This window comes from Streptomyces sp. NPDC002092 (assembly GCF_053593775.1).
This window is the reverse complement of record NZ_JBSFDG010000028.1, coordinates 38,369-54,886: the sequence shown is the minus strand read 5'-3', so window position 1 is coordinate 54,886 and position 16,518 is coordinate 38,369. Positions and strand designations below refer to the sequence as shown.

Sequence of the window (16,518 nt, the reverse complement as noted above, 5' to 3'; positions counted from 1 at the left end):
CGCCGCGCCGGCCTTCACCTGCCTTTCGTGCCGTACGGCGGGTGTGCCGGGATTACTTCGAGGACTTCAGACCGATGTTGACGAAGTCGTAGTAGCCGCTGTACGCGTTCGTCGTGTACACGTTGCCGATCCGCGAGGAACGCCAGTTCAGGAGCCGCTCGAAGGTGAAGGGCAGGTAGTACGCGCCCTCGCTCACCTTGTGGTTGATCTCCGTGGCGATCTGCGTCTTCTTCGCCTCGTTCAGTTCGCCGTTGTACTGGTCGAACAGACCGTCGATCGTCTTGTCCTTGATCAGAGCGTAGTTGTTGTTGCCGCTCTGCAGGATGTAGTGGCTGCTCCACAGCGGGATGCCGTAGCCCTGGACGGTCGGGAAGTCCGGGCCCCAGCCCATGATGATGATGCCGAGCTTCTTCTTCGCCACGTTCGACGGGGAGCCGATGATGCCGGCGCTCTGCGAGCCGTCGTACTGGTAGATGTCGGCCTGGATGCCGACCTGCTTCAGCGCCGCCTGCAGGGACGTGGCCGTGGCCACCTCCTGCGTCTTGTTGTTGCGGACGGCGATGGTGGTCTTGAAGCCGTTCGGCTGGCCGCAGGCCTTCAGCGCCTGCTTGGCCAGGGCGACGTTGCCGTTCTTGTTGGCACCGGCGATCTTGTACGGGTCGTACTTCTGGCCCTCGCCACCGGGGATCGACGGCGGGAGCATGTTGGTGCCGATGTCACCACCGGCGATCGGGCCACCGCGCGCGGTCTGCAGCGACACGTGGTCGGCGGCGTAGATCACGGCCTTGCGGCAGTCGATGTTGTCGAACGGCTTGACGCTCTGCGGGAAGACCGCGTAGCGGATGAAGCCGGAGACCGGGTTGTCGAGGTTGTCCTTGTGCTGCTTCAGGGCGATGGTGCGGCCCTGCGGGCCAAGACCCGTCTGGCTGGCGTCGATGTCGTAGTCGCCGTTGATCAGACGCTGGTCCATGTCGCTCTGGTTGGTGGAGATGTCCAGAGTGATCTTGTCCGGGTACGCCTTGCGGACCGGGTCCGAGGACGCCTTCCAGTTGGTGTTGCGCACCAGCACCAGCGACTTGCCCGGGCTGTACGACTCGAACTTGTACGGGCCGGAGGAGAACGGCTTCAGGCCGTACTTGGACTTGGTGTCCATGTCCTGGCGGACCGGCGAGGCCGAGACCATCGCCAGCACCTGCTTGAAGTCCGAGTTCGCCTTGGGCAGGTGGAAGACGATCGTCTTGGCGTCGGGCGTGTCGATCGCCTTCAGGCCGAGCTTGTCCTTCGAGGTGTCCTTGTAGGGACCCTTGTAGGTGTTGTTGGGGTCGAGCATCTGCTGCAGGTAGATCGGGCCGCCGGACAGGACGTCCTGCGCCCAGGTGCGCTCGATGCCGTACTTGATGTCCTGGGAGGTGATCGGCTTGCCGTCCTCCCAGGTGATCCCGTCACGCAGGTGGAAGGTGTACGTCTTGCCGTCGGACGAGACCTGACCGGCGTCCGTGGCGAGGTCGGGGGTGACCTCGGCGCCCGCGGCGCCCGGCTCGGTCTTGTAGGTGAGCAGCTGACGGCTGTAGTAGCGCGCGAAGTCCCACATGAAGCCGTAGTAACCACGCGTGGTGTCCCACGAGTCGGCGTCCTGCGAGGTGACGAACTTCAGCGTGCCGCCCTTCTTGACCTGATCGGCCTGGGCAACCTTGTTGTTCGCCGCGTCGAAGCCGGCCGCACCCGTCTTCGAACCGCCGCTGTCGCTGCCGCCGCCGCACGCCGCCATGGTCAGCATGCCGGCGACCGCGGCAGCAGCGGCCAACGCCTGCTTGCGCCGCCCTGAGGTGCGTTGGGTAGTCACGATCTCGGATCCTCCGGTTTTGATGAGAGACCCCGTGGGAGTACACACGGGACGCTTGGGGTACGGCAGTTCAGCGCGAGCCCTTCGGGTCGAGCGCGTCCCGCACGCCGTCGCCGAAGAGGTTGAAGGCCAGAACGGTGATGAAGATCGCCACGCCGGGGACGACCATGTACATGGGGTCCGAGTCGTAGTAGTCGATCGCGGTCGAGAGCATCTGCCCCCAGGAGGACGTGGGGGGCTTGACGCCCACGCCCAGGAAGCTGAGCGCCGCCTCGGTGAGGATGTTGGTGGGGATCATCATCGTCGTGTAGACGATGATCGGGGCGACGAGGTTGGGCAGCAGTTCCTTGAACAGGATGTAGAACCGCCCGGCACCCAGCGATCGGGCCGCCTCGACGTACTCGCGCTCACGCAGCGAGAGGGTCTGGCCGCGCACCACGCGTCCGATGTAGGGCCAGCCGAAGAAGCCGATGACCAGGATCATCACGAACACGCGCACGCTGGAGCCGCTCAGTCCGAGCATCTCGTTCGGCATGACGGAGACCAGCGCGATGATGAAGAGCAGCTGCGGGAAGGCCAGCAGGCCGTCCATGACGCGGCTGATGACCGAGTCGACCCAGCCGCCGAAGAAGCCGGCCAGGATGCCGAGGATCGTGCCGAGCACGACGGCGACGATCGCGGACAGGAAGCCGACCAGGAGCGAGATCCGGGCGCCGTAGAGGATGCGCGCGAAGATGTCGCGGCCGTTGACCGGCTCGACGCCCAGCCAGTGGGCGCCGCTGATGCCGCCGAGCGACCCCTTGGGGGTGCTGAACAGCGGGTCGATCAGGCTCTCGTGGTAGACGTCGGGGTCCTGCCCGTAGAGGCTGGTGATCACCGGTGCGAGCAGCGCCACCACGACGAGTACGAGCACGACGATGCCGCCTGTGAGGGCGAGTTTGTCCCTCTTCAGGCGCTCCCAGGCGATCCGGCCCAGGGAACGCCCCTGTACGGCCTTGTCGCCGGCGGTGGCGACCGCCGCTTCTTCGGCCGCGCTCGGGGCCGCTTCTGCGGTCGGCTCGTGCAATGGTGCCGTCATCTGGCAGGGACCCCTCTCAACCGGCGGTAGCCGGCCCGCACTTTGCCGCGGTGGCGGCGTGATCAGTCCGTCGTACACGGGGGCGAACCCCCCTGGAGCGGGAGTCTTCAACGCTTTGGCGATCTGTTGCCAGACTTGGCGGTGAAAGGATGCGTAAACGTGATGCGGGCTGGAGGGTTCCGTTATCCGGACACCGGGTAACGGCGGCCGGACAGGGATTATTTTGGACATACTCCACGGAAAAGGATCTTCCGGCCCGATCTACGCGCGCAGACCGACTCCCGGCCTGGTACGAACCAGGCCTGCGTCTCAGTATCCGCCATGCACCGGCGGGTACCCGTACCCGGCCGCCGGCGCCTGGGCCGGAGCGGCCGCGTGGGCCTCGCGGTCGTAGAACGGCCGGACGCTCGCCCGCATCCACAGCGCGACGGGGTCGTACTCGTCGGACATCGCCACCGTCGACACCGGCAGTCCGTCCGGGACGGCGCCGATGGACTGCTGCATCATCGCCCGCACCGAGTCCACCGCGGGCGGGCTGGTGTCGTACACGTCAAGGCCGATGGCGAGATACGGCGCCCCGAGCGCCGGCTGCACCCAGGCGCGGCGCAGCGAGCGGACGGCCGGGGTGCGGTGGGCGTTCTGTGCGAGCAGGGCGTAGAACTGCGGGATCTCGATCGCGGGTTCCGACATCCGCAGCGGGCCGGCCGCCTGGCGCTCCAGACCGGTGGCGATACGGCGCAGATCCAGCCAGGGGATGCCCACGCCCCCGCCCGGGGCGTGCGGATTGAGCCAGAGGCCGAAGTGGTCGGGGTAGAGGGTGCGGGCGACGTCGAGACCGTCGACCACCTCGTACGATCTGTTCCAGCCGCTGGCCGAGAGTTCCTGGGCGGAGGTGACGCACGGGGCGTAGCCGTGGCCGTCGACCTCCATGTTTCCGTACTGGGCGTCCGGGGAGCCCGCCTGGCCGTGCCACAGGAGCATCCAGACCTGGCCGGAGCCGGGGGTCGCGAGTGCGCGGAGGAGTGCCTCGTAGGCGTCGTAGCGCCCTGGCGTCACCTGGCGCAGCATGTTCTCGACCGTCCCGGTCGTGGTGCTGGCGCTCACGTGTGTGCCCCTTCTGTGGTTGCCCCGCGTATGCCAACAGCTTAAGCGCCCAGAAACTCGGGACCTGTTGTTCGTCGGCGAGTGCAGGTCGTGCGTGGCTTGTCGCGCAGTTCCCCGCGCCCCTTGAGGGCGGCTGCCCCTCGCGGCGCTCTACAGGTGGTCCCTCGTATAGAAAGGGCGTACCCGTTCCCGCATCCAGGTCGCCACCGGGTCGTCCGTCACGTCCAGGAGGACCAGGTTGACGGGCCACTGGGTGGGGATTTGGGTGATGGCCCGGCTCAGGGCCTCCAGGGGGAGGGCTCTGATGTCGCCCTCCCGCTGGGAGAGTTCGACGCCCACGAACATCACCGGGTCCGCCGTCTCGATGGCGGCGAGGCAGCGGCGGGCGGTGACGACCACTCCTGTCCCGGCGAACTCGGCGGAGGCCGCGGCGAGGAAGTCGATCGGGTCGTCCTGCCAGTCCGGCTCGAAGAGCTTGACCCGGCCGCCGGTTGCGGGGCCGTCCAGCGGGGTGCGGCCCACGCGGCACAGTTCGGCGACGGCGGGCGGCGGGAGCGGGATGCCGACCACGCCGTCCGGGTTCACCGCGAGGCCGACCTGCGGGGGCAGTCCGCGGGCGAACTCGACGGCCGGGGCGATCGTGTACGACATGTGGGAGCCGACCACCTGCCGGAACTGCTCCTCGGAGCTGAAGACCGGCACATAGGCCTGGCCCTCGATCTCCAGCGTGGGCAGGTCGAGGGGGCCGCTGTTCAGGTCGCCGCCGTTCGGCAGCGGCACCCAGACGAAGCTGCGGCCGAGCACCTCCAGGATCCGGCCGCCCGCCGAGGGGATGCCGAGGGAGGCCGACAGCACCTCCTCCAGCTCGTTGCCGGGCCATCCGCCGTGCGGATGGGGGTGCGCCTGCAAGGGAAAGTCCGCGGGAAGATCCGCTGCGAAGTCCATCTGTGTCCGACCGCCTGCTGAGAACCACTGCTGTGGCTGGAAAGGCTAGCGGGTGGGAGGGACAAAGGGGTTGGGCCGTGCGTCACCCCGTGAAACCGATTCTGCGCAGGACGTCCGCGGCGTCCCGGTCCAGCAGCACCGCCGAGCCGACGCCCTCGGGCAGGTCGCCCCGCTCGACCGCGCGGATCAGCCGGGCCGCTGCCGTGCGGTGGCGCAGGAAGGCGTAGCGCGAGACGCCGCGGCCGCGCTCGCGCTGGCCCTCCAGAGCCGTGCCGGGCGTGACGTCGAGCAGCAGCAGATGCAGGGTGCCGCCGCGGCGCCGGGCCTCGCGGGCCAGCCAGCCGCGCACCCAGGCCTGCGTACCGCAGTCGTGCACGACGACCCCTTCGCCGCTGCGCAGGGCGCGGCGCAGTCCCGCGTAGTGGGCGAGGCGGACGAGGGGCCGGTAGAGCGCGTAGGGCAGGAAGCGGGGCGTGCGGGCCTCCCAGCGGTCGCGGGCGTCCTGGGAGTCGATGCGGATGCCGCGGACGGCGCGCTCCATCAGCGTGGACTTGCCGCTGCCGGGCAGGCCGGTGACCACCACCAGGTCACGGGGGCCGAAGAGCAGGGCGTGCGGGCTGTACCCCGAGCGGTCGCGCAGATCGCGGACCACGGGTGCCGTGGGGGTCCCCCCGCGCGAGCGCAGCCGAGCATGGGGGAAGGCACCGCACGCGTCCTGGGCCGGGGCCGTGGGCTGCTTGGGCAGCGCGACGGCCGAGGTCGTGGCGTACACCGTGGTCCTGTTCACCGTGATCGTCCTTCCTGGGGGTCAGGAAAGCTTCTCCCCACTCTTTGTAAAGGGAAGGTAATGCACGGCGTCTCGTGGTTGTGTTCGGTTCCGGCCACAGCCCGGTCACAAAGAGGAGGTGCCGAAGAGGCGGTGCCGAGGAGGAGGGGGCGCGTGCAATGATGTGCGCGCAACTGCATACCGGCCGTTTGAATCCGCGCGGGAGAGTCCTGGCAGCCGAGTCTGCCGGGCGCCGAAGGAGCAAGTCCCTCCCTTGAATCTCTCAGGCCCCGTTACCGCGCGGGCGAGGCACATCTGAAAAGCGGGCCACCGGATCCGGTGGCCCCACCCAAGGTGCAAGCCATGACTTCATGGCGAACCTCTCAGGTTCCGATGACAGATGGGGAGGAACGACCTCGCCCGTCATGCACTCTGCCTGGGAGACGACCGTCCGATGAGCAGCACCGAACCCCGTCACACCGCGCTCGATGCTCTGCATCGCTCGCTCGGCGCGACGATGACCGACTTCGCCGGCTGGGACATGCCCCTGCGCTACGGCTCCGAGCGCGACGAGCACCTCGCCGTGCGGACGAAGGCCGGGCTCTTCGATCTCTCCCACATGGGCGAGATCACCGTGACCGGCCCGCAGGCCGCACAGCTCCTGAACTTCGCCCTGGTCGGCAACATCGCCTCCGTCGGCGTCGGCCGGGCCCGCTACACGATGATCTGCCGGGCCGACGGCGGCATCCTCGACGACCTGATCGTCTACCGGCTCGCCGACAGCGAGTACATGGTCGTCGCCAACGCCTCCAACGCGCAGGTGGTGCTGGACGCGCTGGTGGAGCGTTCGGCCGGCTTCGACGCCGAGGTGCGCGACGACCGGGACAGCTACGCGCTGATCGCCGTGCAGGGCCCCGAGTCCCCCGGCATCCTGAAGTCGCTCACCGACGCCGATCTCGACGGCCTCAAGTACTACGCCGGCCTGCCCGGCACCGTCGCCGGCGTCCCCGCCCTCATCGCGCGCACCGGCTACACCGGCGAGGACGGCTTCGAGCTGTTCGTCGCCCCCGGTGACGCCGAGAAGCTGTGGCAGGCGCTGACCGACGCCGGAGCGCCTGTCGGGCTGGTGCCCTGCGGGCTGTCCTGCCGGGACACCCTGCGCCTGGAGGCGGGCATGCCGCTGTACGGGCATGAACTGTCCACCTCGCTCACGCCGTTCGACGCCGGGCTCGGCCGGGTGGTGAAGTTCGAGAAGGAGGGCGACTTCGTGGGGCGCAAGGCGCTCCAGGAGGCGGCCGCCAGGGCTGCGGAGAACCCGCCGCGCGTCCTCGTCGGCCTGGTCGCCGAGGGCCGTCGGGTCCCGCGCGCCGGGTACGCCGTCGTCGCGGGCGGCGAGGTGATCGGCGAGGTCACCTCCGGTGCCCCCTCCCCCACGCTGGGCAAGCCGATCGCGATGGCCTACGTCGACGCGGCGCATGCGGCGCCGGGCACCGAGGGTGTCGGCGTGGACATCCGGGGCAGTCACGAGCCGTACGAGGTCGTGGCGCTGCCGTTCTACAAGCGGCAGAAGTAGACACTGACCGAGACTGGGCGAGGGGGCTCCGTCCCCGGACGTGACCCCGCGCACATTTTCGCTGCTCACATGCGTTTTCCGCACTCCCCCCTTCATCAGCACTCCACCGCGTACAGGAGAATTCAGGCCATGAGCAACCCCCAGCAGCTGCGTTACAGCAAGGAGCACGAGTGGCTGTCGGCCGCCGAGGACGGCGTCTCGACGGTCGGCATCACGGAGTTCGCGGCCAACGCGCTCGGCGATGTCGTCTACGCCCAGCTTCCCGAGGTGGGCTCCGCCGTGACCGCGGGTGAGACCTGCGGCGAGCTGGAGTCGACCAAGTCGGTCAGCGACCTGTACTCCCCCGTCACCGGTGAGGTCACCGAGATCAACGAGGACGTGGTGAACGACCCGTCCCTGGTCAACTCGGCTCCCTTCGAGGGAGGTTGGCTCTTCAAGGTCCGCGTCACGGAGGAGCCGGCCGACCTGCTCTCCGCCGACGAGTACACCGCCCAGAACGCCGGCTGAGGAGCCGTAGACGCATGTCCGTACTGAACACGCCCCTGCATGAGCTCGACCCGGAGATCGCCGCCGCGGTCGACGCCGAGCTGCACCGCCAGCAGTCCACCCTCGAGATGATCGCCTCGGAGAACTTCGCGCCGCTCGCGGTGATGGAGGCCCAGGGCTCGGTCCTGACCAACAAGTACGCCGAGGGCTACCCGGGCCGGCGCTACTACGGCGGCTGCGAGCACGTCGATGTCGCCGAGCAGATCGCCATCGACCGGCTCAAGGAGCTGTTCGGCGCCGAGTACGCCAACGTGCAGCCGCACTCGGGTGCCTCCGCCAACCAGGCCGCGCTGTTCGCGCTGGCCCAGCCCGGCGACACCATCCTGGGCCTGGACCTGGCGCACGGCGGGCACCTGACCCACGGGATGCGGCTGAACTTCTCCGGCAAGCAGTTCAACGTGGTCGCCTACCACGTGGACGACTCCGGTCTGGTCGACATGGCCGAGGTGGAGCGGCTGGCCAAGGAGCACCGCCCCAAGGTGATCATCGCCGGCTGGTCGGCCTACCCGAGGCAGCTGGACTTCGCGGAGTTCCGCCGGATCGCGGACGAGGTCGGCGCCTACCTGTGGGTGGACATGGCGCACTTCGCGGGGCTGGTGGCCGCCGGGCTGCACCCCAACCCGGTCGAGCACGCCGACGTGGTCACCTCCACCACCCACAAGACGCTGGGCGGGCCGCGCGGCGGCATCATCCTCGCGAAGAAGGACTTCGCGAAGAAGCTCAACTCGTCGGTCTTCCCGGGCTTCCAGGGCGGTCCGCTGGAGCATGTGATCGCGGCGAAGGCGGTCTCCTTCAAGGTCGCCGCGAGCGAGGAGTTCAAGGAGCGCCAGCGGCGTACGGTGGAGGGTGCGCGCATCCTCGCCGAGCGGCTGACGGCGGCGGACGCCCGCGAGGCCGGGGTGAACGTCCTGTCCGGCGGCACCGACGTGCACCTGATCCTCGTCGACCTGCGCCACTCCGCACTGGACGGGCAGCAGGCCGAGGACCGGCTGCACGAGGTCGGCATCACGGTCAACCGCAACGCCGTCCCCAACGACCCGCGCCCGCCGATGGTGACCTCGGGTCTGCGGATCGGCACCCCGGCGCTGGCCACCCGCGGCTTCACCGCCGAGGACTTCGCCGAGGTCGCGGACGTCATCGCCGAGGCGCTGAAGCCGTCGTACGACGTCGAGGCGCTCAAGACCCGGGTCAAGGCGCTCGCCGACAAGCACCCGCTGTACCCCGGTCTGAACAAGTAGTTCCCCGGTGGGGGCACCCGACGGCGTGTGCCCCCACCCTTTTCGGAGGAGTTCCCGTGGCCATCTCGGTCTTCGACCTGTTCTCGATCGGCATAGGCCCGTCGAGCTCCCACACGGTGGGACCGATGCGTGCGGCACGCATGTTCGCCCGCCGCCTGCGCAACGAGGAGCTGCTCGGCTCCGTCGCGTCCGTCCGTGCCGAGCTGTACGGCTCCCTGGGCGCGACCGGCCACGGCCACGGCACCCCCAAGGCGGTGCTGCTCGGCCTGGAGGGCGCCGCACCGCGGACGGTGGATGTGGAGACGGCGGACGAGCGGGTGGAGGCGATCAAGTCGTCCGGCCGGATCCGGCTCCTCGGCGAGCACGAGATCCCGTTCTCCTTCGACAACGACCTGAAACTGCACCGCCGCAAGGCCCTCCCGTACCACGCGAACGGCATGACCCTGTGGGCGTTCGACGCCTCGGGTACGGAACTGCTGTCGAAGACGTACTACTCGGTGGGCGGCGGCTTCGTCGTCGACGAGGACGCCGTTGGCCAGGACCGCATCAAGCTGGACGACACGGTGCTGAAGTACCCGTTCCGCACGGGCGACGAGCTGCTGCGCCTGACGAACGAGACGGGTCTGTCCATCTCCGCCCTGATGCTGGAGAACGAGCGGGCCTGGCGCACCGAGGACGAGATCCGCTCCGGGCTCCTGGACATCTGGCGGGTCATGCAGGCGTGCGTGTCCCGCGGCATGTCCCGCGAGGGCATCCTGCCCGGCGGTCTGAAGGTGCGGCGCCGGGCCGCGGTCTCCGCCCGTCAACTGCGCGCCGAGGGGGACCCGTTGGCGCACGCCATGGAGTGGATCACGCTCTACGCGATGGCCGTGAACGAGGAGAACGCGGCGGGCGGCCGTGTGGTCACCGCCCCCACCAACGGCGCCGCGGGCATCATCCCGGCCGTGCTGCACTACTACATCAACTTCGTACCCGGCGCCGACGAGGACGGAGTCGTCCGCTTCCTGCTGGCCGCGGGCGCGATCGGCATGCTCTTCAAGGAGAACGCCTCCATCTCCGGAGCCGAGGTCGGCTGCCAGGGCGAGGTCGGCTCGGCCTGCTCGATGGCGGCCGGCGCACTGGCCGAGGTGCTCGGCGGCTCCCCCGAACAGGTCGAGAACGCCGCCGAGATCGGCATGGAACACAACCTCGGCCTCACCTGCGACCCGGTCGGCGGCCTGGTCCAGATCCCCTGCATCGAGCGCAACGGCATGGCCGCGGTGAAGGCGGTCACGGCGGCGAAGATGGCGATGCGCGGCGACGGCTCCCACAAGGTGTCCCTGGACAAGGTCATCAAGACGATGAAGGACACCGGCGCGGACATGAGCGTGAAGTACAAGGAGACGGCGCGGGGCGGGCTCGCGGTGAACATCATCGAGTGTTAGGGATACTGGCCCTGACCAGTGCGTTCGTGTCTTTCGGCGCTGTCGAGGTCTTCCCTGCTTACCTGGCGGAAAGTCCCCGGAATGTCCCTGGGACAGGCGTGAAAGTCCCTGAAAAGTCCCCGGGAAGTCCCCATGGAAGGGGCTCTTGACCTGCGGTTTCGCAGCACGTGATCAACACCGGATATGCCGCTCATCCGCCACTGGACGCATCAAATCGATCCCTGCGTCCACCTGAGGGGTGCCATTCGATACGTGGACGCTGCGGAAACTCGCGCCTGGAACAGCGGATGGCCGGCCTCTCCCCCACATTCACGACGACGCAAGCGCGTCGGGCCCTGCTCTCCCCCGCGATCTGACGCACTTGGTCACAGCACCGCCTGGCGAAGTGGCCCGCGCCTGTGGGTCCTCAGGGTCAACACAGCTGGTTGGGTCATCTCTCCACGTCGAGGCAGTCCGGCTCGCCACCGGGGTGTGCCCGCTGGCCAGCCGAGCAACTGAGACCGGTCCCATGGCAGTTGTGACGAATCACCCCGTCCGGCTCCAAGATCACTGAAGATGGACGAATCGTTTGCGCTCCCATTGCCGAACCATTCCTACGATCACTGAGTAGGTATGCGTTGCGAGCGTGACGGGGGCGCTGTGGCGATCGAACTGCCGGGTGAAGTGGTGTCGTTCCTTCAGTTCATCGGGGTGAACTGGCCGAACGTCAATGAGGACAAGGTCCGTGAGCTTGCCTCGCACGTGCGTGAGTTCGCCGAAAGCGTGGACAACACCCATCAGGACTCCACCGCAACGATCAAGCGGCTGGGCGATCACTACCAGGGAGCCTCCTACGAGGCGCTGCTGGCGAAGTGGGCGCAGCTGTCGAACAGTCATATGAGCGAGCTGATCCAGGCCTGTCACACCGTGGCCACCGCGCTGGACGTGGCAGCCGACGTCATCGTGGGGATGAAGGTCGAGGCGATCGCCGAACTCGCCGTACTGGCAGCGACGTTCATCGCCGACCAAGCGGCGGCGGTGGCCACCCTCGGTCTCGCCGAGGCCGCCGAGGTGCTGGTCGTGGAGGCGGCCGAGAAGCTGACGGACTACCTCGAACAGCAGCTGGAGCAGTACATCATCGGGCAGGTCATCGAAGCCGCCATCGACCCGCTGGTGGAGACCGTCGGCCGGGCCGTGACCGGGCTGGTGTTCCAGACGGCCGAGTCGGCGCTCGGAGTGTCCGCCGGGACCGGCTCACTGGGTGAAGGCTTCTCGATCGATCCGGAGCAGATGCACGCGCACGCGGAGCTGATGCGCGGCCACGCCGTGACGGTCGCCTCGCACGCCGAGACGTTCCGGAACAAGCTGGCGGGGGTGAGCTTCGAGTGAGCAATCAGATCGTCAAGGCCCTGGAACACGGTGCCGAGAAGCTGGGAAAGACCATCGGCGAGGACGCCGGCAAGGCGGTCAAGAACCTCTACCACGACACCGGCACCCGGCTGAAGAGAGTCACCGAGAACCACGTCGAGAACGACGCCAGACACGCCGCCGAAATGGAGAAGATCCTCAAGGGCGGCGGGAAGGAGGACCTGCCGCAGACGCCCCACGCGTCGGGCGGCGGGCGGGGCGAGGCGCCTTCCTCCTCGAACGCCGGTCAGCCCGAGCGGGCTCGTGACCAGTTGGACAACCAGCATCCGCACAACAACACCCGCCCGCCGAACTCGGTGAACTCCGGTGGCAGCGACCCCGTCGACATGGCCAGCGGCCGGATGTTCCTGCCGCAGACCGATGTCCTCCTTCCCGGCACTCTGCCCCTTGCCTTCCACCGCCGCGTCGAGTCCGGGTACCGCGTGGGACGCTGGTTCGGGCCCTCCTGGTCCTCGACTGCCGACCAGCGCTTGGAGGTGGACGAACGCGGCGTGGTCTTCGTCACCGAGGGCGGCCTGCTGCTGTCGTACCCGCACCCCGAACCCGGCGGTGCTGGGGTCCTACCCGCCAGCGGCCCGCGCTGGTCGCTGGCCCGTACCGCCGAGGGCGACTGGGCCGTCCACGACCCCGACTCCGGTCACACTCGCCACTTCACCGCGGCCGCCCACGATCCGGATCTGGCGCTGCTGGACGAGATCACCGACCGCAACGGCAATTGGATCACCTTCGACTACGACGCCCACACCGGCGCCCCGGCCTCCATCCGCCATCACGCGGGCCATCACCTCACGCTCACCGCTCAGGACGGCCGGATCACCGCGCTTCACCTGGCCGGGACGGTTGTCCGGCGCTACGCCTACACCGATGGCGATCTCACGGCGGTCACCAGCGCCTCCGGCGGATCGCTGCACCTGACCTACGACGAACGTGACCGAGTCACGTCGTGGACCGACAGCAACGACCGCCGTTACGAGTACCACTACGACGACCGGGACCGGTGCGTCGCGGAGGGCGGGGAGGCCGGCCATATCGCCCTGCGCTTCACCTACGACGAGATCGATCCCGAGACCGGCTACCGGGTCACGACGGCCACCACCGCCGCCGGGCACACCACTCGCTACCTGATCAACGATCGCCTCCAAGTGGTGGCCGAGACCGACCCGCTCGGCAACACGACCCAGACTCCGCATGACGAGTTCGATCGGCTCACCGCCGTCATCGACCCCCTGGGCCGTACCACGTCGTTCGAGTACGACGACTACGGTCGCATCACCGCCGTCACCCGCCCCGACGGCCGGCGGGCGACCACCACGTACAACGAGCTGGGCCTGCCTGCCACGCTGACCGATCCGGACGGCAGCGTCTGGCACCAGGAGTACGACGCACGCGGCAATGCCACCGTCCTGACCGCACCTGGTGAGGTGGTCACCCGGTACGCCCACGACGACAGGGGCCGTCCCGTATCCGTGACAAACGCCCTCGGCCAGACCTCCCGGATCCGCTGTGACGAGGCGGGGCTTCCGCTCTCCCTGACCGATGCCCTGGGCAACGTCACCCGCTACGAACGCGACGCCTTCGGCCGTATCACCGGTGTCATCGACCCGCTCGGCAACACCACGCGATTCGTCCGGGACGCCGAGGGCAGGACGACCACCCGCATCGGCCCCGACGGCGCACAGGAGTCATGGGCTTACGACGACGAGGGCAACTGCGTCACCTACACGGACGCCATAGGCGGCGTCACCACATTCGAGTACGGCCACTTCGACGTGCTGCGCGCCCGCACCACGCCCGACGGGGTCCGCCATGAGTTCACCCACGACGCGGCGCTCCGCCTCACCCGTGTGACCGATCCGACGGGCCTCACCTGGGACTACGAGTACGACCCACTCGGCCGCCTCACCCGCGAACGTGACTTCGACGGCCGCACCATCGCCTACACTCACGACGCCGCCGGGCAGCTCGTCACCCGTACGAACGCGCTGGGACAGGTTGTCCGCCTCGCCTACGACGTACTCGGCAACATCGTCGAGAAGAACGCAGACGGCCAGATCACCACCTACGCCTACGACGCGGCATGCAGGTTGGCCCGCGCCGCGAATGCGGAGGCGGTTCTGGAATACACCCGCGACGAGACGGGACGGCTGGTCTCGGAGAGCCACAACGGCCGCACCCTGCGCTTCACCCACGACATCCTGGGCCGCAGGACCGGCCGCACAACCCCGTTCGGCGCGACGACCAGCTGGGAGTACGACGCGGCCGGACACACCGCGCGGATGACCACCGCCGGTCGTGTCTTCCGCTTCACCCAAGATGCAGCCGGCCACGAGATCGCGCGCTCCTTCGGCGCCGGCTGCGAGATCACGCAGAGCTGGGACAGCACGGGTCGCCTCGCCGCCCAGCGACTGACCGGGCCAGGCGCCCGAGTGCTGCAGCACCGCCAATTCTCCTACCGCCCTGACGGCCACCTCATCGGGATCGACGACCCGGTGCAGGGGCACCGCCACCACTCGCTCGACGCGATGGGGCGCGTCACAGCCGTGACCGCTCGCGACTGGAGCGAGCGATACGCCTATGACGCCGCAGGAAACCAGTCGGAGGGCCAGTGGCCCGACCCCCTGCCCATGTCCGACAGCCGGGGGGAACGTCAGTACACCGGCACCCGGATCACCGCCGCGGGGAACGTCCGGTACGAGCACGACGGGCTCGGCCGGATGACTCTCCGGCAGCGCAAGCGGCTCTCCCGAGGCCCGGAAACGTGGAAATTCTCCTGGGACGCCGAGGACCGTCTCATCGAGGCGATGACACCAGATGGAGGAACCTGGCGCTACGCCTACGACCCACTCGGCCGCCGCATCGCCAAACGCCGACTCGCCGCCAACGGGCAGGTGACGGAGGAGATCTCCTTCACATGGGACGGCGCCACTCTCGCCGAGCAGACGGCCACCCGTCCCGACGCGCCCGCTGTCTCAATCGCCTGGGACTATGACGGCCTGACACCCATTGCCCAGACCGAATACAAAGCGAATCCGGCGCGGAATCGCGCCGCCTCCCTCGCCGACACGCCGCAAGAAGAAATCGACCGGCGCTTCTTCGCCATTGTCACCGATCTCGTCGGCACCCCCACAGAACTCGTCGACGAATCCGGTGAGATCGCCTGGCGGGCCCGCACGGCACTCTGGGGCGGCACGGCCTGGGCTCGCGACTCCACCGCCTACACACCGCTGAGGTTCCCCGGCCAGTACTTCGACTCGGAAACAGGGCTGCACTACAACTTCCACCGCTACTACGACCCTGGGACCGGCCGCTACCTGAGCCCGGACCCGCTGGGCCTGAGTCCTGCGCCCAACCCGGTCGCATACGTGGACAACCCCTCCTCCCTGACCGACCCACTCGGTCTGTCCCCCTACCGCGACCTCTACCACGGGACCACCAAAGCCGGCGCGGAAGCGATCATGAAGAACGGCGTCGACCCGAACTTCAGCAAACGGAACATGGACTTCGGTAAGGGCGGCTTCTACACGACAGAGAACCGCACCCAAGCAGAGGAATGGGCCCACAACATCGCCGGACGCACGCCTGGGGCCGAGCCGGCAGTTCTGCACTTCCGAGTCTCGCAGCAAGACCTGGACAAGCTGAACAACAAGAAGTTCGACGGGCCGAGCAAGGAACTCGACGACTTCCTGCGCAACAGCCGCACGGGCGGCCCGATGCACAACTACGACAGCGTGGAGGGCCCCATGCTGCGTAATCTCAAGGGCTTCCTGAACCAAGGCAAGCCGGCCAGGCTCACCGGTCACCAGATCGCCATCTACACTCCGGAGGCGGCAGCCATCTTCAACCGCGGACTACAGGGGGTCCTCTGACATGACGGCGTCCAGATACCTCATGCGGGCGGTGCCGGAGGCCGAGGAGTACCTCGACGAGATCGTCGACGACATGGTGAACCGGTTCGACATCCCGCCGGCCGAGGCAGTCGCCCGTGTCAACCGGCACTGGGACGGGAAGACCTTCGACTCCGAAGACGACCTGATCTTCCACGAGATGCCCGAATTCTGGGCGGACCTCCTCTACTACGGAGACGGCGTGCCGTACTGGGATCCTGAGGCCGACCGGTCGACGTGGCAGCCGACACCGCCCCCACCCACCGGGTCGCCCGCCTGGACGCTCTGAATTCCCGCACCTGCGCCCGAGTCGTGGCTGGAGTGGGACTGTCCGATCTTGCTGGACCGTGATCCGCAGGAGCGCGTGCAGCCGTCGGGAGCGTGGGCCACGGGGCGGGACGGCGGAACATCATCGAGTGTTGGGCCGTGTGCGCACGGGCTCCTCCCGCCGTCCTGTCCGGTGAATCCGCCCTGGCCCTGCATGAGCTGATCGACGACATCCCCGCAGCAGTACACATCGCCATGCCGCGCGGCACACGCCGCCCGACGGTACAACGCAGCCCGCAGCGCCTTCGACGCGATGCGCCACCGGGACGTCGTCCCTCTGGCCCAGACCGAGCGCATCCTCACCGCCGACGACCGGCAGGAAGAGGTGGACCGCCGCTTCTTCGCCATCGCCACCGACCTCATCGGCACCCCGTGCTAGAGCC

At 68.4% G+C, this 16,518-nt stretch carries 13 protein-coding genes and 2 riboswitches; of the genes, 8 read left to right on the top strand and 5 right to left on the bottom strand.

Going from position 1 to position 16,518, the window contains the following annotated elements; translation table 11 throughout:
* Nucleotides 1–52: 52 nt before the first annotated feature.
* From ACWCRD_RS40950 to ACWCRD_RS40930, 5 genes are all read right to left on the bottom strand, one after another.
* Nucleotides 53–1,843: an ABC transporter substrate-binding protein gene (locus ACWCRD_RS40950; protein ID WP_450970759.1), complete on the bottom strand. Its 1,791-nt coding sequence runs from the start codon at nucleotides 1,841–1,843 to the stop codon at nucleotides 53–55.
* A gap of 70 nt (nucleotides 1,844–1,913) precedes the next feature.
* On the bottom strand, nucleotides 1,914–2,921 hold the full coding sequence (locus ACWCRD_RS40945) for an ABC transporter permease (protein WP_450970758.1): 1,008 nt from the start codon (nucleotides 2,919–2,921) through the stop codon (nucleotides 1,914–1,916).
* 309 nt (nucleotides 2,922–3,230) lie between these two features.
* Complete coding sequence (locus tag ACWCRD_RS40940; RefSeq protein ID WP_450970757.1) at nucleotides 3,231–4,025, bottom strand: enhanced serine sensitivity protein SseB C-terminal domain-containing protein; 795 nt, start codon at nucleotides 4,023–4,025, stop codon at nucleotides 3,231–3,233.
* 150 nt (nucleotides 4,026–4,175) lie between these two features.
* Nucleotides 4,176–4,970 (bottom strand): enhanced serine sensitivity protein SseB, encoded by a 795-nt coding sequence (locus ACWCRD_RS40935; protein WP_450970756.1) that lies wholly within the window; start codon nucleotides 4,968–4,970, stop codon nucleotides 4,176–4,178.
* 82 nt (nucleotides 4,971–5,052) lie between these two features.
* Complete coding sequence (locus ACWCRD_RS40930; protein WP_450970755.1) at nucleotides 5,053–5,757, bottom strand: AAA family ATPase; 705 nt, start codon at nucleotides 5,755–5,757, stop codon at nucleotides 5,053–5,055.
* A gap of 189 nt (nucleotides 5,758–5,946) precedes the next feature.
* A riboswitch (glycine riboswitch) is annotated at nucleotides 5,947–6,045 on the top strand.
* A riboswitch (glycine riboswitch) is annotated at nucleotides 6,046–6,146 on the top strand.
* A gap of 44 nt (nucleotides 6,147–6,190) precedes the next feature.
* Between ACWCRD_RS40930 and gcvT the strand changes: the two genes are divergently transcribed.
* The 8 genes from gcvT (at nucleotide 6,191) to ACWCRD_RS40890 (ending at nucleotide 16,514) form a co-directional block, all read left to right on the top strand.
* Nucleotides 6,191–7,309 (top strand): glycine cleavage system aminomethyltransferase GcvT, encoded by a 1,119-nt coding sequence (gene gcvT, locus ACWCRD_RS40925; protein ID WP_450970754.1) that lies wholly within the window; start codon nucleotides 6,191–6,193, stop codon nucleotides 7,307–7,309.
* A 129-nt stretch (nucleotides 7,310–7,438) separates the two neighbouring features.
* Nucleotides 7,439–7,816, top strand: coding sequence for a glycine cleavage system protein GcvH (gene gcvH, locus ACWCRD_RS40920; protein WP_099931447.1), 378 nt, complete (start codon nucleotides 7,439–7,441; stop codon nucleotides 7,814–7,816).
* Nucleotides 7,817–7,830: 14 nt separating this feature from the next.
* On the top strand, nucleotides 7,831–9,093 hold the full coding sequence (gene glyA, locus ACWCRD_RS40915) for a serine hydroxymethyltransferase (protein ID WP_450970753.1): 1,263 nt from the start codon (nucleotides 7,831–7,833) through the stop codon (nucleotides 9,091–9,093).
* A gap of 56 nt (nucleotides 9,094–9,149) precedes the next feature.
* Nucleotides 9,150–10,517: an L-serine ammonia-lyase gene (locus ACWCRD_RS40910; protein ID WP_450970752.1), complete on the top strand. Its 1,368-nt coding sequence runs from the start codon at nucleotides 9,150–9,152 to the stop codon at nucleotides 10,515–10,517.
* Between the two features lie 639 nt (nucleotides 10,518–11,156).
* Complete coding sequence (locus ACWCRD_RS40905) at nucleotides 11,157–11,885, top strand: WXG100 family type VII secretion target (RefSeq protein ID WP_450970751.1); 729 nt, start codon at nucleotides 11,157–11,159, stop codon at nucleotides 11,883–11,885.
* Nucleotides 11,882–15,790: an RHS repeat-associated core domain-containing protein gene (locus ACWCRD_RS40900; protein WP_450970750.1), complete on the top strand. Its 3,909-nt coding sequence runs from the start codon at nucleotides 11,882–11,884 to the stop codon at nucleotides 15,788–15,790. Before ACWCRD_RS40905 ends, ACWCRD_RS40900 begins: the two co-directional genes overlap by 4 nt.
* Before the next feature lies 1 nt (nucleotide 15,791).
* Nucleotides 15,792–16,097, top strand: coding sequence for a hypothetical protein (locus tag ACWCRD_RS40895; RefSeq protein WP_450970749.1), 306 nt, complete (start codon nucleotides 15,792–15,794; stop codon nucleotides 16,095–16,097).
* A gap of 291 nt (nucleotides 16,098–16,388) precedes the next feature.
* Nucleotides 16,389–16,514: a hypothetical protein gene (locus tag ACWCRD_RS40890; RefSeq protein WP_450970791.1), complete on the top strand. Its 126-nt coding sequence runs from the start codon at nucleotides 16,389–16,391 to the stop codon at nucleotides 16,512–16,514.
* Nucleotides 16,515–16,518 lie beyond the last annotated feature (4 nt).

Excerpts from the sequence above, each read along its gene's own strand:
- ACWCRD_RS40945 (WP_450970758.1), bottom strand. The coding sequence starts at position 2,921 with ATGACGGCACCATTGCACGAGCCGACCGCAGAAGCGGCCCCGAGCGCG.
- ACWCRD_RS40935 (WP_450970756.1), bottom strand. The coding sequence starts at position 4,970 with ATGGACTTCGCAGCGGATCTTCCCGCGGACTTTCCCTTGCAGGCGCAC.
- gcvT (WP_450970754.1), top strand. The coding sequence starts at position 6,191 with ATGAGCAGCACCGAACCCCGTCACACCGCGCTCGATGCTCTGCATCGC.
- gcvH (WP_099931447.1), top strand. The coding sequence starts at position 7,439 with ATGAGCAACCCCCAGCAGCTGCGTTACAGCAAGGAGCACGAGTGGCTG.
- glyA (WP_450970753.1), top strand. The coding sequence starts at position 7,831 with ATGTCCGTACTGAACACGCCCCTGCATGAGCTCGACCCGGAGATCGCC.
- ACWCRD_RS40895 (WP_450970749.1), top strand. The coding sequence starts at position 15,792 with ATGACGGCGTCCAGATACCTCATGCGGGCGGTGCCGGAGGCCGAGGAG.
- ACWCRD_RS40890 (WP_450970791.1), top strand. The coding sequence starts at position 16,389 with ATGCGCCACCGGGACGTCGTCCCTCTGGCCCAGACCGAGCGCATCCTC.